This is a genomic window from Paraburkholderia sediminicola, from assembly GCF_046026855.1.
Taxonomy (GTDB): domain Bacteria; phylum Pseudomonadota; class Gammaproteobacteria; order Burkholderiales; family Burkholderiaceae; genus Paraburkholderia; species Paraburkholderia sediminicola_A.
In genome coordinates this window covers 1-25,232 of the sequence record NZ_JAQQET010000040.1, presented here as the reverse complement: position 1 = coordinate 25,232, position 25,232 = coordinate 1, and the positions used below count along the sequence as shown (strand labels likewise).

23 protein-coding genes and 1 pseudogene are annotated in these 25,232 nt (G+C 62.1%); 14 read left to right on the top strand and 10 right to left on the bottom strand.

The window, feature by feature from the left end; all coding sequences use genetic code 11:
- Positions 1 to 11 precede the first annotated feature (11 nt).
- The 7 genes from PQR40_RS32860 to PQR40_RS32830 all read right to left on the bottom strand — a co-directional run bounded on the left by PQR40_RS32860 (position 12) and on the right by PQR40_RS32830 (position 7,502).
- Entirely contained in the window at positions 12 to 1,232 is a 1,221-nt protein-coding gene (locus PQR40_RS32860; RefSeq protein ID WP_408232894.1) for an LLM class flavin-dependent oxidoreductase, read from the bottom strand.
- Between the two features lie 101 nt (positions 1,233 to 1,333).
- Positions 1,334 to 2,281, bottom strand: coding sequence for a TauD/TfdA dioxygenase family protein (locus PQR40_RS32855; protein ID WP_408337991.1), 948 nt, complete (start codon positions 2,279 to 2,281; stop codon positions 1,334 to 1,336).
- A 30-nt stretch (positions 2,282 to 2,311) separates the two neighbouring features.
- Positions 2,312 to 3,688, bottom strand: coding sequence for an LLM class flavin-dependent oxidoreductase (locus PQR40_RS32850; RefSeq protein ID WP_408389233.1), 1,377 nt, complete (start codon positions 3,686 to 3,688; stop codon positions 2,312 to 2,314).
- A 46-nt stretch (positions 3,689 to 3,734) separates the two neighbouring features.
- Positions 3,735 to 4,601 carry an ABC transporter ATP-binding protein gene (locus PQR40_RS32845; protein WP_408389235.1) on the bottom strand — a complete coding sequence of 289 codons (867 nt, stop codon included), beginning with the start codon at positions 4,599 to 4,601 and terminating at the stop codon, positions 3,735 to 3,737.
- Positions 4,602 to 4,650: 49 nt separating this feature from the next.
- Positions 4,651 to 5,520, bottom strand: a complete 870-nt coding sequence (locus tag PQR40_RS32840; RefSeq protein WP_408232882.1) for an ABC transporter permease — start codon at positions 5,518 to 5,520, stop codon at positions 4,651 to 4,653.
- 37 nt (positions 5,521 to 5,557) lie between these two features.
- The gene (locus PQR40_RS32835) at positions 5,558 to 6,418 is read right to left on the bottom strand and encodes an ABC transporter permease (RefSeq protein ID WP_408232879.1); all 861 of its coding nucleotides are present in this window, start codon (positions 6,416 to 6,418) and stop codon (positions 5,558 to 5,560) included.
- A gap of 16 nt (positions 6,419 to 6,434) precedes the next feature.
- Entirely contained in the window at positions 6,435 to 7,502 is a 1,068-nt protein-coding gene (locus tag PQR40_RS32830) for an ABC transporter substrate-binding protein (RefSeq protein WP_408510691.1), read from the bottom strand.
- Between the two features lie 313 nt (positions 7,503 to 7,815).
- Here PQR40_RS32830 and PQR40_RS32825 point away from each other — a divergent pair, with 313 nt between their 5' ends.
- Genes PQR40_RS32825 through PQR40_RS32800 form a run of 6 tightly spaced genes read left to right on the top strand, consistent with a single transcriptional unit; the run spans position 7,816 to position 14,122 of the window.
- Positions 7,816 to 9,264 carry a SidA/IucD/PvdA family monooxygenase gene (locus tag PQR40_RS32825; RefSeq protein ID WP_408510690.1) on the top strand — a complete coding sequence of 483 codons (1,449 nt, stop codon included), beginning with the start codon at positions 7,816 to 7,818 and terminating at the stop codon, positions 9,262 to 9,264.
- 57 nt (positions 9,265 to 9,321) lie between these two features.
- Positions 9,322 to 10,380 carry an ABC transporter permease gene (locus PQR40_RS32820; protein ID WP_408510689.1) on the top strand — a complete coding sequence of 353 codons (1,059 nt, stop codon included), beginning with the start codon at positions 9,322 to 9,324 and terminating at the stop codon, positions 10,378 to 10,380.
- Positions 10,374 to 11,204: an ABC transporter ATP-binding protein gene (locus PQR40_RS32815; protein WP_408232867.1), complete on the top strand. Its 831-nt coding sequence runs from the start codon at positions 10,374 to 10,376 to the stop codon at positions 11,202 to 11,204. Before PQR40_RS32820 ends, PQR40_RS32815 begins: the two co-directional genes overlap by 7 nt.
- A 41-nt stretch (positions 11,205 to 11,245) precedes the next feature.
- Positions 11,246 to 12,274 carry an ABC transporter substrate-binding protein gene (locus PQR40_RS32810; protein WP_408510688.1) on the top strand — a complete coding sequence of 343 codons (1,029 nt, stop codon included), beginning with the start codon at positions 11,246 to 11,248 and terminating at the stop codon, positions 12,272 to 12,274.
- Positions 12,275 to 12,297: 23 nt separating this feature from the next.
- On the top strand, positions 12,298 to 13,548 hold the full coding sequence (soxC, locus tag PQR40_RS32805) for a sulfite dehydrogenase (protein WP_408233076.1): 1,251 nt from the start codon (positions 12,298 to 12,300) through the stop codon (positions 13,546 to 13,548).
- Complete coding sequence (locus PQR40_RS32800) at positions 13,541 to 14,122, top strand: c-type cytochrome (protein WP_408389249.1); 582 nt, start codon at positions 13,541 to 13,543, stop codon at positions 14,120 to 14,122. Before soxC ends, PQR40_RS32800 begins: the two co-directional genes overlap by 8 nt.
- A 165-nt stretch (positions 14,123 to 14,287) precedes the next feature.
- Here PQR40_RS32800 and PQR40_RS32795 read toward each other — a convergent pair whose 3' ends face one another.
- Positions 14,288 to 15,451, bottom strand: coding sequence for a porin (locus PQR40_RS32795; protein ID WP_408232858.1), 1,164 nt, complete (start codon positions 15,449 to 15,451; stop codon positions 14,288 to 14,290).
- A 428-nt stretch (positions 15,452 to 15,879) separates the two neighbouring features.
- Here PQR40_RS32795 and PQR40_RS32790 point away from each other — a divergent pair, with 428 nt between their 5' ends.
- Entirely contained in the window at positions 15,880 to 16,539 is a 660-nt protein-coding gene (locus PQR40_RS32790; protein WP_408232855.1) for a M24 family metallopeptidase, read from the top strand.
- Between the two features lie 52 nt (positions 16,540 to 16,591).
- On the opposite strand, the gene PQR40_RS32785 is transcribed toward PQR40_RS32790, so the two are convergent.
- Entirely contained in the window at positions 16,592 to 18,085 is a 1,494-nt protein-coding gene (locus PQR40_RS32785; protein WP_408232852.1) for a HAMP domain-containing sensor histidine kinase, read from the bottom strand.
- The gene (locus PQR40_RS32780) at positions 18,082 to 18,834 is read right to left on the bottom strand and encodes a response regulator transcription factor (RefSeq protein ID WP_408510687.1); all 753 of its coding nucleotides are present in this window, start codon (positions 18,832 to 18,834) and stop codon (positions 18,082 to 18,084) included. Before PQR40_RS32780 ends, PQR40_RS32785 begins: the two co-directional genes overlap by 4 nt.
- A 206-nt stretch (positions 18,835 to 19,040) precedes the next feature.
- On the opposite strand from PQR40_RS32780, the gene PQR40_RS32775 reads away from it, so the two are divergent.
- From PQR40_RS32775 to PQR40_RS32745, 7 genes and pseudogenes are all read left to right on the top strand, one after another.
- Positions 19,041 to 20,936 carry a cytochrome c biogenesis protein DipZ gene (locus PQR40_RS32775; RefSeq protein WP_408510686.1) on the top strand — a complete coding sequence of 632 codons (1,896 nt, stop codon included), beginning with the start codon at positions 19,041 to 19,043 and terminating at the stop codon, positions 20,934 to 20,936.
- A gap of 47 nt (positions 20,937 to 20,983) precedes the next feature.
- Positions 20,984 to 21,721, top strand: coding sequence for a peptide-methionine (S)-S-oxide reductase MsrA (gene msrA / locus PQR40_RS32770; RefSeq protein ID WP_408232843.1), 738 nt, complete (start codon positions 20,984 to 20,986; stop codon positions 21,719 to 21,721).
- Between the two features lie 97 nt (positions 21,722 to 21,818).
- Positions 21,819 to 22,826, top strand: a complete 1,008-nt coding sequence (gene lhpH / locus PQR40_RS32765; RefSeq protein ID WP_408510685.1) for a trans-3-hydroxy-L-proline dehydratase — start codon at positions 21,819 to 21,821, stop codon at positions 22,824 to 22,826.
- A 179-nt stretch (positions 22,827 to 23,005) separates the two neighbouring features.
- The gene (locus tag PQR40_RS32760) at positions 23,006 to 23,344 is read left to right on the top strand and encodes a Rid family hydrolase (RefSeq protein ID WP_408510684.1); all 339 of its coding nucleotides are present in this window, start codon (positions 23,006 to 23,008) and stop codon (positions 23,342 to 23,344) included.
- 35 nt (positions 23,345 to 23,379) lie between these two features.
- A pseudogene (locus PQR40_RS32755) lies at positions 23,380 to 23,811 on the top strand (AraC family ligand binding domain-containing protein); the annotation flags it as partial.
- Positions 23,794 to 24,189, top strand: a complete 396-nt coding sequence (locus PQR40_RS32750; protein WP_408510722.1) for a helix-turn-helix transcriptional regulator — start codon at positions 23,794 to 23,796, stop codon at positions 24,187 to 24,189. The pseudogene PQR40_RS32755 and the gene PQR40_RS32750, both read left to right, overlap by 18 nt.
- A gap of 109 nt (positions 24,190 to 24,298) precedes the next feature.
- A partial coding sequence (locus PQR40_RS32745; protein ID WP_408510683.1) for a threonine aldolase family protein occupies positions 24,299 to 25,232 on the top strand: 934 nt, incomplete at its 3' end.

Below are 25,232 nucleotides of genomic sequence, written 5' to 3'. Positions count from 1 at the left end.
GTAACCAGTCGTCAGTACCGCAAGCCTGCTTCGCGCAGTAACGGCAGGACGCGCTCGCCGAAGAAATCCAGGTCGGGCTGGAAATCGAAGAAACTCAGCTGCACGCCGTCGACACCGGCCTGATGCAGCCGCACGATGTAATCCGCGATCTGCTGCGGCGAGCCGACGATCGAGATGTTGCCCCCCACCGCGCGCGCCGCGGCCTGATTGCGCTGTTCGGCATTGCCGCGCCATGCATGAGCGTCGCTATCGAAACGATGGAAACCGGCTTCGTCGCCATGCGCCACGATGGCGTCGTGATAGGCGTGTGCCTCGGCGGCTGTCTCGCGGCAGATCACCATCGGATTGATCAGCGTACGGATTGCACGCCCGTGCTTCGCTGCTGCGGCCTTCACGCGTGCAGTGTGCGCGGGCAATGCGGTCAGTGCGGCCTCGATCTCGGAGCCGGCGGGACTCGTGATGAATACGATGTCGGAGTAGCGGGCCGCGAAGTCGATGCCGGCGTCGGAGCCGGTCGCATTCACGAGCAACGGACGCCCATAGCGTGGCTTGGGCGTTACAAACGCCTTGTCCAGCTTCCACGTCGAAAGCTCGGGCGCAAAGCTGAAGTTGTCCGGTTGCGCCCATAGTTGCTGTACGGCATCGAGAAATTCAGCGGCAAGTTCGTAGCGCCGGTCATGTTCGATACGGTGCCAGCCGAACATCTCATGCTCGATCGCGCGATGACCGGTGACAACGTTGATGCCCCAGCGGCCCTTCGAGATGTGATCCAGCGTGGCGGTGAATTTGGCGAAATGAAGCGGATGCCAGGGGCCGTACAGCACATGGCTGGTCGCTACCAGAATGATGCGTTCAGTGCGCGCGGTCATCGCGGCGAGCGACATGAAGGAGTCGAGCGCTTCGCCATTGAACACGCCGCCGTAGCCGCCTTTCGGCAACCATTGCGACAAGGCGAACACGAGATCGAAACCGAATGCCTCGGCCTTCTGCACCAGCGCGAGGTTGTAGTCGAATGACCAGTCCGTGGTGCGTGGCAGCGTCGACGCGCTCCAGCCGCCCGCCTGAATCGGCAGAAACAGTCCGAGCAGCAGGGGCTGTTCCAATGCGCGCGATACCGGGCTATCCGCGAACGCAGTGGGCGAGCGGACCGGAACGAAGGGGGAAGCGTCACGCGGAGCTTCGGCAGAAATCGTCGAGGCGGGCGAGGGCGCAGCCAGAGTTGAGTGAGTCACAGTGAGTATCCGAGCCGATCGGTATGAATGGTTGTGTGTTCGATGCAGACGCCTGAAATTTTCCGGCGCGCGGGTCTGCGCTGTAGCGCAGCTCCCAGTTCTCAGTTCAACGCGACTGCCGCCGCGGCGCTCACCGGCGAGCCCTCGATTGCCACTGATTGCACTCCGTCCGGGCCGACGGGTACGTCGCCGACAAGCGTCGTGCGATACAGTTGCCGGTCGAAGTCGAGATCGAAAATATCCGTGGGTGCGAGGTGAGCCGTCGCGCGGTTGTCCCAGAAGGCAATGCTGCCGGCTTCCCATTTGAAGCGCACGGTGAACTCCGGTCGCGTGACATGTTCCCAGAGCAGTTCGAGCAGCGCCTGGCTTTCGCGCGGCGTGACGCCGACGATCGACTTCAGGAAACTCGGGCTCACATAGAGTGCCCGCTCGCCCGTTTCCGGATGAACTCTCACGAGTGGGTGTTCGGTGACGAGAATGCGTTGTTCGACGGCCTTGGCAAACGCTTGCGTTCCACTCGCACCCGCTGGCGGCGTAAAGCGATGAAGTCCCCGCAGACCGTCGACGAACGCGCGCAACGGTGCGGAAAGCGTCTGATAAGCGGTCACCAGGTCGGTCCACTGCGTATCGCCGCCGTAAGGCGGAATCGTCACGCCGCGCAGGATCGACGCCCAGGGCGGATTGACCGCGGCCGTCACATCGGTGTGCCAGCCGGTCCAGGGCCGCAGCAGCGGCTGTCCCTCGAAACGTGTCGCCTTGCGGTACTTCGAGATCGAATAGACCTCCGGATAGCCGTCGACATGGCCGAACACCGGATGCCCCAAGGTCAGCTCACCGAACTGTGCCGAGAACGCGACGTGCTGTTCGTGCGTCAGGAATTGCTCGCGAAAAAACACGACACGCCATTTCAGAAGCGCCGAACGAATGTCCGCGATCTGGCGCGCGTCCAGTTTCTGCGTGAGATCCACACCATGAATTTCAGCGCCGATGTGCGCGGAAAGCGGGTTGATCTGGATCGACTGTAGTTCCTGCAATGCGGCTGCGCTCATGGGGGTTCCTTGGGAAGAGAATGCTTCGGGTCAGTAACCCGCTACTGCGGATACCTGCTTTGTCTCGGCGGTATATCGGTTCGCGGGTCGTGGGAGTCCGAGATTTTCACGTAGCGTGCGTCCCTCGTATTCGGTGCGAAAAAGTCCACGCCGTTGCAGCTCCGGTACCACCAGATCGGCGAATTCGGTCAACCCGCCCGGCAACCATGGCGACATGATGTTGAAGCCATCTGCGCCTTCCTCTTCAAACCACTGCTGTAGTTGGTCCGCGATGCTGTGCGGCGTGCCGACGACCTGCTGATGGCCGCGAGCGCCGGCAATGCGCAGATACAGATCGCGGATCGTCAGGTTTTCGCGCCGCGCGAGATCGAATAGCAGGCGTTGACGGCTCTTGCCGCCGTTGGTCTCCGGCAATTCGGGCAATGGCCCGTCGACGGGGTATTGGGACAGGTCCACGCCGCCCGACATGTTCGACAGCAGCGACAGACCCACGGTCGGATGAATCAGGTCCTGCAGCGCGGCGAACTTCGCTTCAGCCTCTTCCTGCGTGCGGCCGACAATCGGGAAAATGCCCGGCATGATCTTCAGATGATCCGGCGCGCGCCCGTATTTCGCGAGGCGTCCTTTGACGTCGCGATAGAACGACTGCGCTTCGTCGAGCGTTTGATGCGCGACAAAGATCACCTCTGCGGTTTGCGCCGCGAGTTCACGTCCCGCTTCCGACGCGCCGGCCTGTACGACGACCGGCCATCCCTGCGGCGAACGCGCGACGTTCAACGGTCCGCGCACCTTGAAGTGCTTGCCGGTGTGGCCCAACACGTGCAGCTTGTCCGGGTCGAAATAGACGCCACTTTCCTTGTCGCGGATAAATGCGTCGTCTTCCCAGCTATCCCACAGGCCTGCCACCACGTCGTAGAACTCGCGCGCGCGCTCGTAGCGGATCGCGTGATCCGGGTGCCGGTCGAAGCTGAAATTGAGCGCCTCGGACTCGGTGCTCGACGTGACGAGATTCCAGCCCGAGCGTCCACCGCTCAGATGATCGAGCGACGCGAACTTGCGCGCCAGGTTGTACGGTTCGTTGAACGTCGTGGAGACGGTCGCGATCAGGCCGACGTGTTTCGTCACGACCGACAGCGCCGACAGCAGCGTCAACGGCTCGAAATGATCGGCGCGCGCGGTGCGCGATAGCGATGGCAGATTGCTGTCGCGCACGCTCACGCTGTCGGCAAAAAACACTGCGTCGAATTTGGCGCGTTCGGCGATCTGCGCAAGTTCCGCGTAGTGCGCGAAGTCGAGTCCGCCGCTCGCGTGCGCATCCGGATGCCGCCATGCGGCGATATGATGGCCTGTCTCCATCAGGAACGCGCCCAGTCTGATCTGCCGCTTCTGCCGGTTTTCACTGCTCATCGTGCGCTCCGTAAATGTTTTGTGTGTTGGCGGGAAGCCGTGCGCATCACCATGCGAGCCGCCATTCGGTGATCGGCGGACTAGCCACTGGGATTCGCGTACCACCGTCGGGCGTATCGTCTCCGTGAGGTTCGCGGCGCTCGCCATCCTGCTCCGCGAAATCGGCCAGCACCTCGTCGCGCAAACGGATGAAACGGGGATCGTTACGTTCGCGTGGACGCGGCAAAGCGACGTCGACGATCCGTTTGATGCGTCCCGGGCGCGGCGCCATCGTGACAACCCGATCGCCGAGATAGAGTGCTTCGTCGACGTCGTGCGTCACGAGAATCATCGTGATGCGTTCGCGTTCCCAGATGCGTTGCAATTCGTTTTGCAAGCGGCCGCGTGTGAGCGCGTCCAGCGCGCCGAACGGTTCGTCGAGCAGGAGTACGCGTGGACGGTTCACGAGACCGCGTGCAATCGCGACACGTTGCGCCATACCGCCCGAGAGCTGGTGTGGATACGCATGTTCAAAGCCGTTCAGGCCGACGAGCGCGATATGTTGCGCAACGGCGTCACGCTTTTCGAGCGCTGACAGTGGAGCATTACGCAACGCAGCGAGAATGTTTTGCGACGCCGTGAGCCACGGGAACAGGCGGTGGTCCTGAAACACGATCCCTCGTTCGAGCGACGTGTCGCGCACCTTTTCGCCCGCGACGACGATGTCGCCCGTGTAGTCCGTGTCCAGTCCCGCGATCAGCCTCAGCAACGTTGATTTGCCGCAGCCGCTGGAGCCGACCACGCTGACAAACTCGCCGGGACGCACGCGCAGGCTGATGTCGTCGAGCACCGCGAGTGGCGTGCCGTCCTGCTGTGCATAGCGCTTGCTGACACGGAGAATGTCGATGCTTTCGGAAAGCGTGGAAGATGTCATGTGCGGTCCTGTCCTTTTCGTTCGTGTCCGGTGCGTATTCAGTGCATGTTTATCGTGCGGCGGCAGGGGAACGGCGTGCAAAAACCGCACGCTCCACGGCGCGTGCCAACGCGTTCAGCGCCCAGCCGGTCAGACCGACCACGATCACGCCGAACAGCACCAGATCCATGCGGAACTGCTCGCTGCCGTCGATCAGCGTGTTACCGATGCCGCTGCCGGCCACCAGCAGATATTCGGCACCGAGTGTGGCGAGCCACGAATAGATCAGCGCGAGGTAGATACCGGTGAAAATCGACGGCAACGCGGCCGGCAGAATGACGGTGCTGATGAGTTGCCATCGCGTGTAGCGGAAGGCGCGCGCGACTTCGATATAGGCGCGCGGCACCGCGTGGATGCCGTCGCACGTGTGAGCGGCGACCGGCAGCAACGCGGCGAGCGACAGGAATACGACTTTTGCCACATCGCCAAGACCGAACCACACCGAGATCAAGGGGATCCATGCGAACAGCGAAATCTGCTTGAAGGTGTCGAAGCTCGGACCGATCATGCGTGTGGCGAGCCGCGAGAAACCCAGCACACTGCCGAGCAGCAGGCCACCCAGTGTGCCGATCACAAAACCGCTCGCTTCACGCACGAGCGACGCGGAGAGGGCCTTGAAAAGCGCGCCGCTGACAATCTGTTGCCACGCTGTGGTGAGCACTTGTGCGGGACTCACCAGCAAACCGCTTTTGACGACGTGCGCCTCCGAGACGGCCCACCAGATCGCAATCGCGATGAGCGGCAATACGGCGCCGCGCCAGTCGACGCGCGTGAGCAGCGGCCGGCGCGGTTGCGCCGCGCGGCGGAAGGCGGCGGGCACGTTGCAATCGCAGGACGTGTCGGCGGGCGGCTTCGACTGGTGGAAGGAGAAGAGACTCATCGTAGATTCCTCATGTGCGGCGTAGCAGTGGGCGCGGTCACTCGCGAAACGCCGAGGGCTGTCCGCGCCGCAAGCGCGCTTCGAGTGCGTCCAGCGAACGGTTCACCGCGTAACCAATGGCTCCCACCACGACCACCGACGCCATCACCAGGTCGAGCTGAAACAGTTGGCGGCCGTAGACGATCAGATAGCCGAGCCCTTCGGACGACGCCACCAGTTCGACGACCACCAGTGCGAGCCAGGCTTTGGTGAATGCGAGCCGTACGCCGGTGGCGAGCGTCGGCACGGCAGCGGGCAGAACGAGATAGACGATCCGTTGCCAGCCGTTGTATTGGAATACGCGCGCGACCTCATCGAGCGTGGCAGGTGTCTGCCGGAATCCTTGCAGCGTGCTCAAGGTCACCGGAACAAGCGCGGCATGCGCGATCAGAATGTATTTGAGCGGCTCCCCAACGCCGACGAGCAGCAACAGAAACGGCAGCCAGCCGAGTACCGGAATCTGCACGAGCGCATTGAAGCTCGGCAATACATAGGCTTCAAACGTGCGTGACAGGCCGAGCGCCGCGCCGAGCACGAAGCCGAGTAGCGTGCCGGCACCGAAGCCGAGCAGCACCCGTTGCAGACTGATCAGCGTGTTGCTCACGAGATCGCCGCTCTTCGCCAGTTCGATGAAGGTGTCGAACACGCGCTCGGGCGGCGGCAGAATTTGCGGCGCGATCCAGCCGCGCTCGCAACCCGTCATCCATAAGAGGAGCAGTACGGCCGGCAATACCCATGGCGCGAGCTGCCAGGCGAGTGCGCGCAGCCGAGGATTGCGATGCAGCGGCGCCTCAGGCACCTCGGGCGCGGCGGCGTGGCCGAGCTGTTCGCTCTCGACCGGAAATGCGGTTTCGCTCATCGTGATTGCTCCGGTTTTAGCTGAGCGGCTTGCCGGCGGCGTCGTAGCGCGTCCAGTAATGGTCGAGTTTTTGTGTGCGCAGCGCGTTGTCGAGATATTTCGTCTCGAACCAGTTATCGACCTCGACGGGCTGACGGATCAGTTTGAGTTTCAGCGCATCCGCCGCGACGGCCTTGTAGCGCGCGACGATGAACGGGTCGATCAACGGCGAATTGCGGTCTTTCAGGCTTTGATTCGCAAACTCGGCCTGCCACGAGGAATAGGACACACCGCTTTGGGCCCACAGCTTGAAGAGCGCGTCGCGGTTCGTCTCATCGGACGACCATTGCGCACCTTTGACGAGCACGTTGACGACGCGTTGCACGATATCCGGATGCGCGCGATCGAAGTCGTCGAGTACTAACAGATGCGCCTCACGTGTGAATTGCGGGCCGTCGTTCTGCGATTCGTAGACGATTTTCGCGAGACCCTGGTCGCGCAGTTTGTACAGGTGGTAATCGTTGACCGATGCATCAATCCCTTTGGACGCCAGCGCGGCAAGCGAGCTCGCGGAGTCGAGATTGATCACACGCAGATCCCGCTCGTCGAGTTGATTGGCGGCGAGCGCATTGTCGGTGACGAGTTGCAGATTGGTGCCGCGAAAGATCGACACGCGCCGGCCCTTCAGGTCTTTGATCGAACGAATGTCCGAATCTGCAGGAACGGCGATCTTGACGCCGGCGCGGACACCCGAGGCGAGCAGCAGGCGCGTTTTCAGGCCGTTGGCGCGCCCGAGCACGGCGGGCAGATCGCCCTGATAGGCGAAGTCGAGCGACTTGTCGGCGATTGCTTCGTTGACTGCGGGGCCGGCGCCTTTGAAGAACAGCCATTCGACCTTGATACCGTCGGCGGCGAATTCTTTTTCGAGCGACTGCTGCAATTGCACGGTTGCTGCGGGTGATCCGCCAAAGGTGGGAGGATCGCCCGTACCTTGCTGCGCAACACCGATGCGTATCACTGCCGGTTTGTCGGCGTAGGCGTGAACCGCAGCGAGCGACAGGGTCGCCACAGCGACGAAAGATTTCAGCAAACGGAAATAGCGCATGCGGCAAGTCCAATCGAGGGGAGGGAACGAGGTGCAAATGCTCGGATGAGCCGATAGCTGGCACTACACGTTAGATTCGCGTGCGTTCGAATCCAACCAATCATTGCTGATAAGAAAATCTGCGGGAGTTCGAACCTGCCATCTGGCTGGCTATGAGGGCGCAATCGTGACACCCTGGAAAAACAAATAAGCAAAGCGAAATTTGTTGGTTTGGGTAAGCCGGTGGCACCGGGATACTTGATTGTCCGATGGCCGTGCCATCCGATTTCGACGTATACGCCTGCTTACCAATATCCTGGCTGACCCCGACACCATGACGCAATCCATCCACCCCGATCAACATGCGCTAGATACATTACGGCTGATCGGTCCGTCGCCCGAGAACTGGGTTCCGCCGCGCGATGGCATCGACCATAACGTCGTGATTGTCGGTGGCGGGCAAACCGGCACGGCGTTCGCGTTCGCTCTGAGACGCGCAGGGATCGGTCAGGTTAGTGTGATCGACGCCGCATCCGACGAAGGCCAATCGGGTGTCTGGTTGAATCGCGCCCGCATGAATAAATTGCGTACACCGAAGTCGTTGGCTGGTCCGGAGGCGGGCTTGCCCGGACTGAGCTTTCAGGCGTGGTATGAGGCGCGCTTCGGTGCCGCGTCGTACGCGGAGATCGACCGGATTCCTCGCACGCGCTGGGCAGAATACCTCGCGTGGTACCGGCATTTCCTCGAGATTCCGATTCGCTACGGCACCCGTCTCACACGGATTGAACCCGTGGGTGAGCATTTTCGTTTGCATCTGGAAGTGCGCGACGGCGCCACGGTCCGGAACGTCGTGGAGACGGCACGCAAGATCGTCCTCGGCAATGGTGTGGCGGGCAATGGCGGACCGAACATTCCCGCGGTGCTGAAAAACCTTCCGCCGACGCTTCTTGCCCACACCTCCGAGGCAATCGACTTCGCGGCACTGAGCGGCAAATCCGTGGCGGTGATCGGCAGCGCGGCATCGGCATTCGATGCCGCGGCCACGGCCCTCGAAGCCGGAGCAAGGCAGGTGCATCTGTTCGCACGACGTGAACGGATTGCTTCCGTGCCGGTGACCCGCACACGCGCCTATCCCGGTGCGTATGACAACTATTTTCATTTACCCGACGCGATCCGCTGGTCGCAAGCGCGACGCTTCCGCCGCGCCGGTTCGACGCCGCCGCTCGATGCCGTGGAGCGCGTCACACGCTTTCCGAACTTTCTTCTGCATCCCGGCACGTCGTGGACACATGCCAGCGTCAGGGACGAGCACGTCGAGACCGACGTGGCGGGTGAGTCGTTTGCATTCGATTTCGTGATTGCCGGCACGGGCTACGTCGTCGATCCCGCGCTGCGGCCGGAACTGGCGCAGATCGCCGGGCATATTCGCCTGTGGCGCGATCAATACGTGCCCGCCGCAAGCGATAGCGACGATGCGCTTGGTGCGCATCCGTATCTCGGCGCCGCGCTCGAATACCTCGAGAAGGTGGAGGGCGACGCGCCTTACCTGAAGCATATCCACGTCTATAACCCGGCGGCCTTCGTCAGTTTCGGTCTGCCGGTCGGCGACGTGCCGAGCATGAAGCGCGACATTCCCGCAGTAGTGCAGCGAATCAGCCGCGATCTGTTCCTCGCCGATCTGGACGCGCATGAAACACGTATTCATGGCGACATCGCCGCCGATTTCGACGAATCGGTCTACGCACACAGCGTCTGGCAGCGCGACAAGGTCGACGTCGCATGAAATGGGCTTCAGGCAAGCCGTCACGCTAAGTCAACAAGGCAGGAGGCAGGAACCGTTATGTCCACTCAGTTCGTATCGATCGCGACACGAGCACCGGCCATCGGCGCGGAAACCGGCGGCGTCAAGCGTGCCGTAACACAGCGTGGGCTTTCACGTGGCGTCCTGATTGCGGGCCTCGCTGCCATAGCGTGGTTCGGCAGCGCGGCGCTGACCGAATGGTGGCCGAGTCTGGACGACTGGCCGTATACGAAAGAATTCATCGCGCTCAAACTGGTGCTCGCTGCATTCGCTGTCGCGACGGCCGTCGCGGGATGGCGCAGCACGTCCAGCCAGGCGACGACGCCCACGCGCACCGACGCATGGCTTGGGGCCATGCCGTGGCTGCTCGCGCTGGCGCTCGGCGTGAGCGCATGGGAAGCGGTCACGGCGCAACTCGAATGGCTGCCACGGCCCTTTTTCGCACCACCGCAAGCACTGATCGGTGTATTCGCCGAAGACTATCCGCGACTCGGTTCGAGCGTCGTGCATTCGTTTGGACTACTCGCCTATGGCTATGTATTGGGCGCGGCTGCGGGTTTTGTGACGGGCGTGAGTATCGGCTGGTCGCAGGCCGTGAGCTACTGGGTCCATCCGGTCCTGCGGCTGATCGGACCGCTACCGGCTACCGCGTGGTTGCCGCTGGCGTTCTTCTTCTTTCCCTCGAGTTTCAGCGCCAGTGTGTTCCTGATCGCGCTGGCGACCGCCTTTCCGGTTGCCGTGCTGACCTGGTCGGGTGTGGCCGGCGTCAACCCGGCCTATTACGACATCGCACGCACGCTCGGCGCGAGACCCGGTTTTCTGATCCTGCGCGTTGCGATTCCGGCGGCGCTGCCGTCGGTGTTCGTCGGGCTGTTCATGGGTCTTGGCGCTTCGTTCTCCGTGCTGATTGTCGCGGAAATGATGGGCGTGAAGGCGGGGCTCGGCTGGTATCTGCAATGGGCGCAGGGCTGGGCCGCGTATTCGAATATGTATGCCGCGTTGCTGGTGATGGCGCTGATGTGCTCGGGTCTGATCACGTTGCTGTTCCGCCTGCGTGATCGCTTGCTGGCGTGGCAAAAAGGATTACTCAAATGGTAGCCGTACCCGAAGTGCTGAATCAGACCGCCGCTGCGGCTGCGGTTCGTGACGGCGCGCGCATCGACGTGCGCCATGTCAGTCATCAATTCGCGCTCCGCGGCGCGGCGTTGCCGGTACTGCATGACGTCAGCTTCGCGGTCGAGCCGGGCGAGTTCGTTGCGCTGCTCGGGCCTAGCGGTTGTGGCAAGTCGACCTTGCTGCGGCTCGTCGCCGGCCTCGACACGCCGACGCAGGGCACCGTGCAGGCGGACGGCGCCGCGATCACGGGCCCCGATCCGTCGCGCGTGGTGGTGTTCCAGGATCCGACCTTGTACCCGTGGCGTACGGTGCGCGGCAATGTCGGAATCGGTCCGCAGGCGCAGCGCAAACGCTTCGCCCGGCGCAGCGGTCCGCAAGAGGAACGGGGGCAGCAACGGATCGACGCGGCGCTGGAACTGGTCGGTCTGAGTGATTTTGCGGAAGCGTTTCCGCATCAATTGTCGGGTGGCATGGCGCAGCGGGTCGCGCTGGCCCGCGCGCTCGTCAACGATCCGGCGCTGCTGGTGCTGGACGAACCGTTCGGCAAGCTCGACTCCCTCACGCGTATCCGCATGCAGGGTGAATTGGCGCGGCTCTGGCAGGACGCCCGCTTTTCCGTGCTGCTGGTGACACACGACGTGGAAGAGGCGCTGTTGCTCGCCGATCGCGTGATCGTTTTCAGTGAACGGCCGGCGCGCGTGGTCGCCGAGGTGCGTAACGACGCGCCGTATCCGCGCCATCGCGACGATCCGAAACTGGTGGCGCTGCGCCGCGAGGTGCTTGCCCAGCTCGGACTCGACACCTGAACGATTAAAACAATCGATAACGACCTGAGGAATAGTCAACCATGAATCCCTACGATGAATCTCCGCCGAGCCCGGCCCGCCGCGCGTGGTTGCGCAGGACGGCCTGGACTGCGGGAGCGGCGGCGCTCGGTGGTGCGTCGCTGATGCCTGGGGCGCTCGCGTTCGCTCAAACGCCGCTCAAGCCGCTGAAGCTTTCCTGGAACGCGGGCGCGATCTGTACTGCGCCTGTGGCCGTTGCGGTGAAGCAGGGCTTTTTCGAGCGGCACGGTTTGCAGGTGGAACTCGTGAATTTTTCGGGATCGACCGACCAGTTGCTCGAGGCAATCGCGACGGGCAAATCCGACGCGGGCGTCGGTATGGCGCTGCGCTGGATCAAGCCGCTGGAGCAGGGCTTCGATGTGAAACTGACCGCCGGGATTCACGGTGGCTGCATGCGTTTGCTCGCCACGCGCGCGTCGGGCATCGTCGACGTGGCCGGACTGAAGGGCCGCACGATCGGCGTCAGCGATATGGCGAGTCCGACCAAGAATTTCTTTGCCATCGTGTTGAAGAAAATCGGCGTCGATCCGGAGCGCGATGTGAACTGGCGTCAGTATCCGGCGAACCTGTTGGGCGAAGCGCTGAAGAAGGGCGAAGTGCAGGCCATCGCGGATGGCGATCCGACCATCTGGTCGATCCGCGAGTCCGACCACCTGTATGAGGTGTCGAACAATCTATGCGGCGAATACCAGACGCGTTCATGCTGTGTGCTTGGCGTGCGCGGTTCGCTGGTGCGAAAAGATCGCGCTACCGCGCAGGCGTTGACGCAGGCGCTGCTTGAAGCGACCGAGTGGACCGCCAATCATCCGGCCGACGCGGCGGCCATTTTCTCGGTCTATACGCCGTCCGCAGATGTGGGCCAATTGACGGCGATGCTCAAGAGCCATACCGATCGCCATCATCCGGTCGGCGATGCGTTCAAGAAGGAGATCTCGCTGTATGCCGACGATCTGAAGGCGGTTGGCGTGCTCAACAGCGGAACCGATTCGAACCGTCTGGCGGATCGGGTGTTCTCCAACGTGCTGGCGTGAGCGTGCGTCATTCCCCGGTGGATATGCCGCCGTCGCCCGGCCGTCGTCGGCTGCTTGGCCGCCTTGCGGCCGGCGGCCTCGTTGCTTCGCAAGCCGCGACGGCAAGTGAACTGCTTAAGCCGCTCGCGGTGGCGCAATCGAGCCGCGTGCCGGGTGCGCCCATCCTCGAGCATCCCTACGGTGTGCCGTCGCCGCACGAGGCCGATGTAGTACGCCGGAGTGCACGCACGTGGCCGTTGCCCGGCGCGGCTTCGTCCATGACGCCGCTCGCCGATCTGCACGGCACGCTCACGCCCAACGGGCTGGTCTACGAACGTCATCACGGCGGCGTGCCCGACATCGATCCCGATCAGCATCGGCTGGCCATTCATGGCCTCGTACGTACCCCGAAGCTATTCACGATGGACGACCTGCTGCGCCTGCCGTCGGAATCGCGGATTCATTTTCTCGAATGCTCCGGTAATACCGGCAACGAATGGAATGGCCCGAGCGGCATGCCGGTGCAACTCACGCATGGGCTGCTGTCGTGCTGCGAATGGACCGGCGTGCGTTTGTCGACTTTGCTGGAGGAGGTGGGGGGCGTCGCGGCATCCGGTAACACAACGGGCGGGGGCTGGTTGCTGGCGGAAGGCGCGGACGCCGCTGCGATGACGCGCAGTTTGCCGCTCGAACGGATACTCGATCGCGCGCTCGTGGTCTACGCGCAAAACGGCGAACGCTTGCGCCCGGAAAACGGCTACCCGCTGCGTCTGATCGTTCCGGGTTTCGAGGGCAATACGAACGTCAAGTGGCTGCGTCGGTTGAAAGTGGTCGATGCGCCATTGCAAACGCGCGAAGAAACGTCGAAATACACCAGCCTGCTCGCGAACGGCACCGCGCGTCAGTTTGCGTTCGAGATGGACGCGAAGTCGGTGATTACGCGGCCGTCGCCGGGACATCGCCTCACGACGCACGGTTATTACCCGATCACCGGTCTGGCCTGGTCAGGACGCGGGACGATCCGCAAGGTGGACGTGTCGACCGACGGCGGTGCAACGTGGCGCCCCGCGCGTCTGGACGGCGCCATCCACGATCGCGCGCTCACGCGTTTTCAGGCGGACTGGCGCTGGGACGGCGGCGCTGCCGCGATTCTCTCGCGCGCCACCGATTCGACCGGCTATGTGCAACCGACGCGTGCCGAACTCGTTGCCGCGCGCGGCCTGAATTCGCAGTACCACTACAACGCGATCCAGCAATGGCGTGTCGACGCCAGCGGCGAGGTGCGCAATGCGTGATGGCCGGTCGCCGATACGCATGCGAGCGCGAGTGGCACTGATCGCGCTGCTGTCGCTCGCGGCGCTGGCATCATGTTCAACGATCGCGCCGGGCGGCCAGGACACGGAGGTGTCCCACGACATCGGCACGCCGCTCACGGAGCAGGACCTCACGGCGTGGAATATCGACGTCGCACCCGATGGCCGTGGCCTGCCTGCGGGCAGCGGCGATGTTGCGACCGGCGCGCACGTATTCGCCGCGAAATGCTCGGCGTGCCATGGGGCGCAGGGCGAGGGCGGTCTTGGCGATCAACTGGTAGGTGGACAGGGTACGCTGACGGGCGCGAAACCGAAGCGAACGGTGGGCAGCTACTGGCCCTATGCGACGACGCTGTTCGACTATATCCGCCGCGCGATGCCTTACAACGCGCCCGAATCGCTTTCCGCCGATGAGGTGTACGCGGTCAGCGCATTTCTGCTCAACCGGAACGGCATCGTGCCGGCGAATACGACGCTCGACGAGGCCTCGCTGCCGCGTGTAGTGATGCCTAATCGTGGTGGTTTCGTGATTGATCCGCGTCCGGGACGACTGTGAGGCGTGCGCGCGGGGTCGCCGCATCTCGTGCCCGATCATTGACGGCCTGGCAGGCCGGTTTGAACGACATGCCGGCCGAGGATCAGGCGGCCGGCATGTTTTCAGTTTCAACGCAACGCGCTGCTCAAATCCGAACGCAGCGTGCTGTCGCCAGAAATCCGACTTTTAGAAACGGTGACGCACGCCGAGACGGAATGCCAACTGGTTGTCCGCACCTGAACCGGACGGACCGAAGAAGCTCGTGCTGGAACCGATCTGGGCCTGCACGTCCTGCGTACCGTTGCGACCCGAAGCGATCTGATAAATGCCCAGTGCGTACACGTCGGTACGCTTGCTCAGCGCGTAGTCGACGCTCAGGTCGCCCTGATTCCAGTGGCCCTTGTTTGCGTTGCCCAGATGCATATACGTATAGCCGGCACCGACGGTCAACGCCGCAGTGAATGCGTACTTTGCGCCTGCGTCATAGGCCGTGAACGTCGTCGCAGCACCCGTCAGCGTTTCGAAACGCGTATTGGTGTACAGGGCCCACAGCGTGGCCGCGCCGATCGCGTAGCGTCCGCCGATACCGTACGTGCGCAGGTCGCGCACATTGCCTGCCGACACGTTGGCGATCGTGCTCGAGAAGGTCGGCACAGCCTGGCTCGGGTAACGAATGTCCGTGTACGCTGCGCCGACGCTGATCGGGCCGTTCGCGTAGTTTGCGCCGAAGCTGTAGGCGCGCGACGAACCCGCGACCGGTGCAGCGGTCGTGCCGCTAGCCGGCGAGCCGGCGAATGCGCCAGCCTGATTCGAGAAGCCGTACAACGCGCCGAACGTGAAACCCGAGAAGTTCGCGCTGCTGAACTTGACCGCGTTGTTGATGCGGCTGGAAGTCAGTTGATCGACATCGTTGATGTGATAGGCGTAGTTACCTGCAACGGTCTGGCTACCGGTCGAATACGTGCCGCCCAGGTAATCCGTCGAAAACGAGTACTGGCGACCGAACGTCAGCGAACCGACACCGTTCTGCGACAGGCCCACGAAGGCCTGGCGGCCGAACATCGCACCACCCTGGCCGAGCGTGCCGTTGCCGCTGTTAAAGCCGCTTTCCAGCACGAACAGCGCCTTCAGGCCGCCACCGAGATCTTCCGTGCCACGCAGGCCCCAGCGGCTGCCCGATGCGACGCCGTCGTCGTATTTGACGAGGCTGCCATGGCCCGTGCCGGCACGCGCGTTGTTCACGTAGCTGATACCCGCATCGATCAGGCCGTAGAGCGTGACGCTGCTCTGTGCATGGGCGCTGAGCGTGACGCTTCCGAGAACTGCGGTGGCGAGGAGGGTCTTTTTCATTTTTTCCTTCTTCTTTTAGGGTGGCCGCGCGGTGCGTGGTTGTCACGCGCTACGCGAACCAGGTTGGCAAGCGATACAGGCATTGATCGAGCACCCACGGCAAAGCCGCACGAGGCCGCGCAGGAAAGAGATCAATGTCTGGAGGATGCGATTGAACGGGGGCGGGACGAAAACCGCGTTGTGGACGGTACTCGCCGCCTGGCGACAAAAGCGTCGGAGCAACGACGAATCTGTCAGGCGTATAAGCGTTTCGGGCGAACCGCGACGTCTTATTCCGTTATATATTTCGAAATATATCGGCCCGTTGTCTATCCGTAAACAAGTTTGCATGAAGTTGTAGTCTTTATGACACACAGTAAGCCGAGGTGCGCCGTGGACACCGGACCTCCCTCTCGCTATATTCAAAGGGATATAACCGGAGAGGATGGATGGACAGCGTGGCAAAGCAGGCGGTCGGAAGCAAATACGTGCTCGAGTCGATGAAATACGCTCGGGGCAAAACATGGGAAGTGGTGGACCGATTGGCAGAGCGGATCCAGCCCGGCATGCTTGAGTCGGAGGCGACGGCCTTATGCAAGACTGTGCTGAACGAGTTGGGCATGGACCGTATCTGGCATCCGATGCTGGTGCGCTTCGGCGAGAACACGCTGAAGACTTTCAAGGAGCGATCGGACGGCGACCCGCAACTCAAGGACGACGATATTTTCTTCGTCGATCTGGGCGTGGTCTGGGATCAGCATGAGGGCGATGCGGGCGCGACCTTTGTGGTCGGCAACGATGCGCAGATGAAGGCCTGCGCGGATGCCGCGAAGACCGTGTTCGACGAAGTGGAGCAGCATTGGCGGTCGACGCGCGCGGGCGGTAAAGCGTTGTATGACTTTGCCGAACGGCGTGCGACGGCGCTCGGGTGGCGTCTGAACCTCGACATCAAGGGTCATCGCGTCAGCGACTTTCCGCACGCCATCTATAAGGCGGGCGATCTGGGCGATTTCGCGGATTGTCCGGACACCGGCCTCTGGATTCTTGAAATCCAGCTCGCCCATCCGACCCGGCCGTTCGGCTCGTTCTATGAGGACTTGCTGATCTGATCGCGCTCCTTACGCGGCAACCCGTCACCCCGGTGCCGCGCCAGACGCTCGATCAGAGCGGAATGCTGGCGACAGTCGGCTTCTCGTTTGTCGGCAGGTCGAAGCGGAATGTCGTGCCGGGTCCCGCATGTTCGAGCAGGCGTATCTGGCTGTGATGCAATTGCAGCATGCGCTGCACGATCAGTAAGCCGAGTCCGCCGCCGCGATGCGCGCCGCCTGAGCTGAATGGACGTTCGAACAATCCCGCGCGCTGCTCCGCTGGAATGCCGGGACCGGTGTCGCTCACCGTGACCGATACGCGGTCGTCCTTGTGCGCGAGATCGACGTCGATTACCCCGTTGGCGGGCGTGTGGCGAATCGCGTTATCGAGCAGGTTCGTCAGGACACGCTCGATCATGCCGAGATCGGCGCAGACGTTTGGCAGCCGAGGCGGAATACCGGCTCGCAGCCGGATGTGCCGTGCCTCGGCCGGCAACTCGAATTTCTGGAAGACGTCCTGGACCAGATCGACCAGCGAGAATTGCTCGAGTGCGAGTTGCACGTTGCCGTGTTCGAGCCGGGCCAATTCGAATAGCGCTTGTGCGAGCCGCCCGACCTTGACGCTTTGTGCGAGCGCAATCGCGAGATAGCGTTTGCGCTCTGTTTCGCCGAGCGTGTCGGCCTTGAGCGATAGCGTCTCGAGGTAGCCGTGCAAGGAAGTGAGTGGGGTGCGCAGGTCGTGCGAAATATTGGCGATCAGCTCGCGCCGTTGCTGGTCCTGTCTCGTCAGCGCACGCCACTGCTCGCCGATGCGGTTCGCCATCTGCGCAAACGTTGCTTCGAGCACCGCGATTTCATCGCGCTGTCCGGCCGGCGCCGAGCGCGGCACGGCCGGTTGCGTGTCGGGCTCGCCGTCGGCGTCGAAGCGGCGCATGGCGTCGGTCAGGCGGCGCAGCGGCCGCGTGATCAGGCCGAAGGCCGTCAGGCCCGCGAGCAAACCGAGCAGCGCGACCAGCGCCATCGACCACAGCGTAGTGCGCAGCACCGAGCTGGCGGCGACGCGTGCAGCCAGTGCGTCGTGCTCCTCGCCGAGCAGAACGACATAGATATAGCCGGAGGGTTGCTGCCCGCTCAACTGCAGCGGTGCGGCGCTGAACACCTTTTTTCCGTCGAGGCTGCGCGGGTCGTCGCCGAGGATCGGTAATGCGTCTCCAGCAATGAATTGCCGGATCGGCGCGAGATTCACCTGCTCGCGTTTGACGTGGCCCGCAGGAGCGTCGTCGCCCTGGATGCGCCCGCGGTTATCGAGCAGGTATACCTCGACGCTCGGATTCACCATCATCAACTGGCCGAACAGTTGGCGCACTGCGTCGGGCCTTAAGCCGTTCGCATCCATCAGGGTGGTGCGGTGCGCGATATGGTCGGCGAGGCTGCGCGACAGGCTCTGCACGACTTCCTTTTCGTGCAGGTCGCTCGAACGGATCTGCAGCCACGCCGACGCGCCGCAGCACGCCAGCAGGAGCGCGGCGAAAACAAGCAAGAGTCGCTGGGTCAGTGTCAGGTTCACGGCGCGTCCTGATGTGCGCCGCCGGGCGCAGGCCCGTCGCCTGGACCTGGCACAGCCAGCTTGTAGCCGCGTCCCCAGACGGTCAGGATGCGCTCGGGCTGGGCGGGATCGGCTTCGATCTTGGCGCGCAACCGGTTGATATGGGTGTTGACCGTGTGTTCATAGCCCTCGTGCTGATAACCCCACACGGCATTGAGCAGGTCCATTCGCGAGAACACTTTGCCGGAATGCTGCGCGAAGTAATAGAGCAGGTCGAATTCACGCGGCGTCAGTTCGATGGCCTTGCCCTCGACGGCGGCCTCGCGGGTGAGCGGATCGATCGTCAGGCCGGCAATCTGCAGACTGCCCGCGTCGATTCGCGAGTCTTTCGCCATGGCTTCGACGCGCCGCAGCAACGCCTTGACGCGTGCAACCAGTTCGAGCACCGAGAACGGCTTGGCCAGGTAGTCGTCGGCGCCGAGTTCGAGGCCGAGAATCCGGTGTACTTCGCTCGAACGCGCACTGGTGATGATGATCGGCGTATAGCGCGTCATTGCACGGGCGCGCCGGCAGATTTCCAGGCCGTCTACGCCCGGCAGCATCAGGTCGAGGATCAGTGCGTCCCAGCCGCCTTGCTCCAGTAATCGCAGCCCTTCGTTGCCGTCCGCGCTGTGCACGACTTCGTAACGTTCGTCGCGAAGATGAAGGCTCAGCACGTTGGCGATGTCGACGTCGTCTTCGACGATCAGGATGCGCTTCGAGTGGTCCATGGAGGGCTTTAGACGCGGGCTAGGGCGTGGTTCAGAACGGTGGAAAGAACGCGCTCCGGCAAAAGCGGGCCGTTGCGCCATTGTGCAGAATTTTCGGGTGGCGAGTTATCACATTTAATTTAACTTTCCGTGAGGACTTCGACATCCTCCGCGCTTTAGGATGGGGCCACTTTCCGCAGATTCCTGCACCCACGTCCGGAACCGACATGCTACTTATCGTTCTTGCCTATCTTGGCGGCGCCCTTACGATTCTCAGTCCGTGCATCCTGCCGGTGCTGCCGTTTGTTTTCGCGCGCGCCGATCAGCCGTTCGTGCGCAGCGGGCTGCCTTTGCTCGCGGGCATGGCCCTTACGTTCGCCATCGTCGCGACCCTTGCCGCCGTGGGTGGCGGCTGGGTCACCCAGGCCAACCAGTATGGCCGTTGGCTCGCGATTGTATTGCTTGCCGTCTTCGGACTGACGCTGTTGCTGCCACGCTTCGCCGATCATCTGATGCGGCCGCTGGTGAGCGCCGGCAATCGCCTGTCGAACTTCGCCCAGAGCGATGGTCAGCAGGTTCGCCCGGGTTCGTCATTTCTGTTGGGCATTGCGACGGGTCTGTTGTGGGCGCCGTGTGCCGGCCCGATTCTTGGTCTGGTGCTGACCGGCGCGGCACTGCGAGGCGCCAGTGTCGGCACCACGCTGTTGCTGGTGGCCTATGCGGCCGGCGCCGCGACTTCGCTTGCGGTGGCGCTGCTGATCGGTGGACGCGTGTTCATGGCAATGAAGCGCTCGCTGGGGGCAGGCGAATGGATTCGCCGCGGGATCGGTGCGGCGATGCTATGCGGCGTGGTGGCGATTGCGCTGGGCCTCGACACGGGGGTGTTGACGCGCATATCGACTATTGCCACCGGAGGCATCGAACAGAAACTGGTGGACAAGCTTTCGCCCGGCGCGATGCCGGCCAATGGGGTGGCAGCAGCTCGTGCAGCCAATACGGTGGCCAATGCAGCGTCTAACGCGCCGGCCAATGCAGCGAACAACAATGCCGTGATGACGGCCAACCCCGCCGCCGACGCCAGCGCCTCTGCCGACTCCGGTGCGATGATGCGCGCCGCGCAAGGCATGCCGGGCGGCGCGGCTCCGTTGCCGGTCGAAGGCGTATTGCCGACGCTGGATGGCGCCGTCCAATGGTTGAATTCGCCGCCACTGACGGTCCAGGGCCTGCGCGGCAAGGTTGTGCTGATCGACTTCTGGACGTACTCGTGCATCAACTGCCTGCGTTCGCTGCCGTACGTCAAGGCGTGGGCGCAGAAATATAAGGATCAAGGCCTGGTGGTGATTGGCGTGCATGCACCGGAATTCGCGTTCGAACGCAATATCGACAACGTGAAGAAGGCCACTCACGATCTCGGCGTCGAGTATCCCGTTGCCATCGACAACAACTATGCGATCTGGCGCGCGCTGAACAATCAGTACTGGCCGGCGCACTATTTCGTCGACGCGAAAGGGCAGATTCGCTATCACCATTTTGGCGAAGGCGATTATGCGGAATCCGAAAAGGTGATTCAGCAACTGCTGGCGGAAGCGGGGCATGCAAGCGCGTCGAAGGTCGCGCTCGGCATCACGAGTACCAGCGCACAAGGTGTACAGGCCGCGGCCGACAACGCCGATATGCAGTCGCCGGAAACCTATATCGGCTATCAACGTGCGGAGAATTTCGCTTCGCCCGGCGGTGAGGCGCAGGACAAGGTGCACACCTATTCGGCGCCGTCACAGCCCGCCGTCAATGATTGGGGACTGGCCGGCGCATGGAAGGTCGGCGCCGAACATGCGACGCTCGCGGCTGCGTCGGGGCGCATCGTCTATCGCTTTCATGCTCGCGATCTGCACCTCGTGCTGGGTCCGGGCAAGGACGGCAAGCCGGTTCGCTTCCGCGTGAGCGTCGATGGCGCCGCACCGGGCGCCGCACATGGTACCGACGTTGCCGCCAACGGCAGCGGCACCGTAACGGAGCAGCGTCTTTACCAGCTCGTGCGGCAAACCGGCGATGTCGCGGATCACACGTTCTCGATCGAGTTTCTGGATCCCGGCGTGCAGGCGTATGCATTTACGTTCGGCTAATCCGGGCCGGGCGGCGTGAATCAACTACTCTTTGAAGGACCGATGTCATGCACACGACTTCTACCCGTCAGACTTCCCGAAGCAAGCGTTCGGCCTTTGCCAGACTTGCCGGTTGCGTTGCTATCGCGGCGAGTGTTTTCGCCGCGCAGCGCATCGCGAATTCGGCTGAAGCAGCGATCAGGATTCCACCGCCTGCCCAGGATGAAAAAGTTGGTGCGACGCATAGTGAAACGGCCGTGTTCGCGGGCGGCTGCTTCTGGGGTGTCCAGGGTGTATTCGAACACGTGCGCGGCGTGAAGCAGGTTGCTTCGGGCTACACAGGCGGGGCGGCCGGCACCGCGCAATACGAAACCGTCAGCGAAGGCGACACGGGACACGCGGAGTCGGTGCAGATTACCTACGACCCGACTCAGATCACCTACGGACGGTTGTTGCAGATTTTCTTCTCGGTGGCGCACGACCCCACCGAGCTGAACTATCAGGGACCCGACCACGGGACGCAATACCGTTCAGCGATTTTCCCGGCCAACCCTCAGCAGCGCGTTGTTGCGCAAGCGTATATCGCGCAGCTTGGCAAAGCGCGCGTATTTTCAGGGCCTATCGTTACTCGCGTGGAGGACTTCAAGGGTTTCTATCCGGCGGAAAACTACCACCAGAATTTCCTCGCTCTCCATCCCGACTCCCCGTACATCGCGATTAACGATCTGCCGAAGGTGAGCGAACTGAAGCGGATGTTTCCCGATCTGTATCGTAATGATCCTGTGTTGCTGAAAGTGAGCGCGTAGTGTCTCGCACGAAAAGAGGGTTGAGCCCGTCGCGGCACGCGGCACGTCGCATGGCGTCCATAATGGTGCGCAGACACCATCCAGAGGAGATACGGATATGCAGGTCAGCCGCACAATCAGTACCGTTGAAGTGCATACCGGCGGCGAGCCGTTCCGGATCGTCACGTCGGGCCTTCCGCGCCTGCAGGGCAACTCGATTGTGGAGCGCCGTGCCTGGGTACGCGAACATGCGGACAATATTCGTCAGGCCCTGATGTTCGAACCCCGCGGACACGCGGACATGTACGGGGGCTATCTCACGCCGCCCGTTTCACCCACGGCTGATTTCGGCGTGATCTTCCTGCACAACGAAGGATATAGCGACCACTGCGGACATGGCGTGATCGCACTGGCAACGGCCGCGGTGGAACTCGGCTGGGTGCAGCGCGAATCGCCCGAGACGCGTGTCGGCATCGACGCACCGTGTGGTTTTATTGAAGCATTCGTCAAGTGGGACGGCATGCACGCCAACGGTGTGCGATTCATTAACGTGCCCTCGTTCATTTACCGGCGCGACGTGAGCGTCGAGACGCCGACCTACGGGACCGTGACAGGCGACATCGCATTCGGCGGGGCGTTTTATTTCTACACAGACGGCGCGCCGCATGGCCTCACCATTCGCGAGTCATCGGTCGATGCGCTCAAACAGTTCGGTGCGGAAGTCAAGATTGCCGCCAATCAGGCGTTCCCGCTCGTGCACCCGGAGATTCCGGAAATCAACCATATTTACGGCACGATCATTCACGGCGTGCCAAGATTTCCCGAATCGACTCAGGCGAACTGTTGCATTTTCGCGGATCGGGAGGTGGACCGTTCTCCGACGGGTTCAGGCACCGCAGGCCGTGTGGCGCAACTGTATCTGCGTGGCGAGATCGGGCGAGACGACGTGCTCGTGAATGAATCGGTGATTGGCACCGTGTTTCGCGCACGCGTTGTAGCTGAAACGCAACTTGGCAAGTTTCCGGCCGTGATCCCCGAGATTGAAGGTTCGGCTCATGTGTGCGGATTCGCCAACTGGATCATCGACGAGCGCGATCCACTCAAGTATGGATTCCTGGTACGTTGAGCAGGGCTCGCGCGCCGTGCATCGTCACAGATGATCCGCCCTCGCGCGAAATTGATGAGCGACACGTGCTCGGGGAGATGTCCTGGCATCGTCGCGTTCAACAGTCCCTTCGTGTGGACCCGTCAGTAGCAGGAAAACCAGAATGTCCTTCTTCGCCAGCTCACCCGGTTCGCCCCCTAATGCGATTCCGGAAGCCTGGCATCGGCTTTGCGAAAGAGGTCATCACCGATCCTGAAACGCAATTTGTGGCGTGCTGGCAAAATCTGTGGGATGTGCTGGACGCGGTTGGTCGTACTTTTGCGGACGTTGTCGATACGACCACGTACCATGTGCAAATGAGCACGCATAGGTCTGTATTCCGTGAGGTGAAGAATCGGGTGTTTCCACGCAGTACCTGCGCATGGACCGCAATCAGTGTGTCCGGGCTTGCTGGTGAGGATCAAGTGCGTGGCAATGAAGCAAGGCCCGACAGCAATGTGATCGCCCTGAAGGCCTCACAGCGCAACTTTTGGGGCTAGTCTCCAAGGCGTCGGCGGCGAACCGGAGGTGAGTTATGCCCGAAGAAGTCCAATATAGTCACTCAGCCGACGTCCCCGGTTTGACCCTTGGCACCGCTCGGTTTGCCGAGTTTCGCTTTGAGCCGCACTATCATCTCGACTGCCATATCGCACTCATTGCCAGCGGGGTGCAACGTCAATCGTTCCGTGGGGAATCGCTGCTGCTCACACGTGGCGCAATTCAGCTTATGCCTGCGGGTTAGGTTCACGACGGGGTTGCCGATGCTGACGAGTCGTACACGCTTCAAACGTTTCGACTTTCACCCGCGCTGCTGAATGGCTTCGGCGAGGAAATCACGGGCAAGCACTATTTCCCTTCACAGGCCGCAGTGGTGCTGCAAGATAGCCGCCTCGCAGATCAGTTGCTCTGCATGCACTCAACCCTTCGGCAGGGCATGAACGATCCGATCATGAACGAAACCTACGTTCTGGAATTGCTGGAGTCACTGTTCGCCCGGTTGAAGCAACCCTTCCCCCAAACTATCGCCGGAGCCTTATCGTCCCAGCAGTTGCGACTGGTTCGGGAATTCGTCGAGGCACATATTGCCGATAAAATCGTACTGGAAGACCTGTCCCTGCTGGTTGGTCTCGCTCGATTCCGATTCTTGAAACTGTTTAAACGCACGATCGGCATGACGCCTCACGCCTGGTTACTGCGCATGCGGCTGGAAAAGGCAGTGGCGTTGATCAACGCGAACAGGAACATGCCGATCACTGAAATTGCGCACGCCGTCGGCTTCTTTGATCAAAGCCATTTCACGCGGGCGTTTCGCGAGGCGTACGGCGTGACGCCCGCGCGCTTCTGACCGCTGGGGTGGCAATTTTTTACAAGGCGTTGTGGTAACAGATCGGTAGTCTTCGGTTTTTGGCCTCGCGCCCATCCTGGGCGGCCTCCCTCTAAGGCAGAAGCACCGAATGACTACTTTCAGCTTTCTTGACGACTACAGCGAAGGCGCACATCCAGACATTCTGCGCGCCCTGACGGAATCCAACTACGTCCAACAGGCAGCCTACGGGGAAGACTCGTACTCTATCGAGGCAACGACGCAAATCAGAGCTCGCTTGGGGGACACGTTCGACGGAACGATCCACTACGTCGCAAGCGGGACCATGGCCAACATCGTTTCGATATCGAGCTGCCTGCGTCCGCATGAAGCCGTCATTGCCGTGAGTTCGGGACATATCGTCGTCAGGGAGGCCGGTGCGATTGAGGCAACTGGCCACAAGCTCATCGTCGTTGCCCCTGTGGACGGGAAGCTCACGCCCGCCAGTATTGAGGCCGCGCTTGCCAGCAATGCTCATTTTCCGCACATGGCAAAGCCCCGGCTTATCTATCTGTCGAATGCAACCGAAACAGGCACCATCTACTCCCTTGCGGAACTGCGAGAGATATCGGCGCTCGCGAGGCAACAAGGCCTGATTCTATTTCTCGATGGCGCGCGGTTGGGCGCGGCATTGGCGTCAAGCAGGAACGACGCGACATTGGCCGATATTGCTTCCCTCGTTGACATTTTCTGGATCGGTGGCACCAAGGCAGGCGCGCTTCTGGGTGAAGCCATTGTTGTTTGCAATCCGGCGTTGACGGAGGATTTTGCATTTCATGTCAAGCAACGCGGCGGCATGTTGGCCAAGGGGCGGCTACTGGGTATCCAGTTTCAGGAATTATTTGGCGTCAACAATCTCTTCTTCGAAAATGCAAAGCACGCCAATGCCGTGGCAGCAAAGCTCGCCTCAGGGATCGTGTCCAGCGGTTACGTGCTCGAGGCGGAAACGGCGACGAATCAAGTATTTCCTGTACTGCCCGATTCTGTCATTTCCGCTTTGAAGCAAGACTTTGCTTTCTACGTTT

Bases quoted from the DNA above. Each gene is read 5' to 3' on its own strand.
- PQR40_RS32855 (WP_408337991.1), bottom strand. From the start codon at position 2,281: ATGAGCGCAGCCGCATTGCAGGAACTACAGTCGATCCAGATCAACCCG.
- PQR40_RS32850 (WP_408389233.1), bottom strand. From the start codon at position 3,688: ATGAGCAGTGAAAACCGGCAGAAGCGGCAGATCAGACTGGGCGCGTTC.
- PQR40_RS32845 (WP_408389235.1), bottom strand. From the start codon at position 4,601: ATGACATCTTCCACGCTTTCCGAAAGCATCGACATTCTCCGTGTCAGC.
- PQR40_RS32840 (WP_408232882.1), bottom strand. From the start codon at position 5,520: ATGAGTCTCTTCTCCTTCCACCAGTCGAAGCCGCCCGCCGACACGTCC.
- PQR40_RS32835 (WP_408232879.1), bottom strand. From the start codon at position 6,418: ATGAGCGAAACCGCATTTCCGGTCGAGAGCGAACAGCTCGGCCACGCC.
- PQR40_RS32830 (WP_408510691.1), bottom strand. From the start codon at position 7,502: ATGCGCTATTTCCGTTTGCTGAAATCTTTCGTCGCTGTGGCGACCCTG.
- PQR40_RS32825 (WP_408510690.1), top strand. From the start codon at position 7,816: ATGACGCAATCCATCCACCCCGATCAACATGCGCTAGATACATTACGG.
- PQR40_RS32820 (WP_408510689.1), top strand. From the start codon at position 9,322: ATGTCCACTCAGTTCGTATCGATCGCGACACGAGCACCGGCCATCGGC.
- PQR40_RS32815 (WP_408232867.1), top strand. From the start codon at position 10,374: ATGGTAGCCGTACCCGAAGTGCTGAATCAGACCGCCGCTGCGGCTGCG.
- PQR40_RS32810 (WP_408510688.1), top strand. From the start codon at position 11,246: ATGAATCCCTACGATGAATCTCCGCCGAGCCCGGCCCGCCGCGCGTGG.
- soxC (WP_408233076.1), top strand. From the start codon at position 12,298: ATGCCGCCGTCGCCCGGCCGTCGTCGGCTGCTTGGCCGCCTTGCGGCC.
- PQR40_RS32800 (WP_408389249.1), top strand. From the start codon at position 13,541: ATGCGTGATGGCCGGTCGCCGATACGCATGCGAGCGCGAGTGGCACTG.
- PQR40_RS32795 (WP_408232858.1), bottom strand. From the start codon at position 15,451: ATGAAAAAGACCCTCCTCGCCACCGCAGTTCTCGGAAGCGTCACGCTC.
- PQR40_RS32790 (WP_408232855.1), top strand. From the start codon at position 15,880: ATGGACAGCGTGGCAAAGCAGGCGGTCGGAAGCAAATACGTGCTCGAG.
- PQR40_RS32780 (WP_408510687.1), bottom strand. From the start codon at position 18,834: ATGGACCACTCGAAGCGCATCCTGATCGTCGAAGACGACGTCGACATC.
- PQR40_RS32775 (WP_408510686.1), top strand. From the start codon at position 19,041: ATGCTACTTATCGTTCTTGCCTATCTTGGCGGCGCCCTTACGATTCTC.
- msrA (WP_408232843.1), top strand. From the start codon at position 20,984: ATGCACACGACTTCTACCCGTCAGACTTCCCGAAGCAAGCGTTCGGCC.
- lhpH (WP_408510685.1), top strand. From the start codon at position 21,819: ATGCAGGTCAGCCGCACAATCAGTACCGTTGAAGTGCATACCGGCGGC.
- PQR40_RS32760 (WP_408510684.1), top strand. From the start codon at position 23,006: ATGCGATTCCGGAAGCCTGGCATCGGCTTTGCGAAAGAGGTCATCACC.
- PQR40_RS32750 (WP_408510722.1), top strand. From the start codon at position 23,794: ATGAACGAAACCTACGTTCTGGAATTGCTGGAGTCACTGTTCGCCCGG.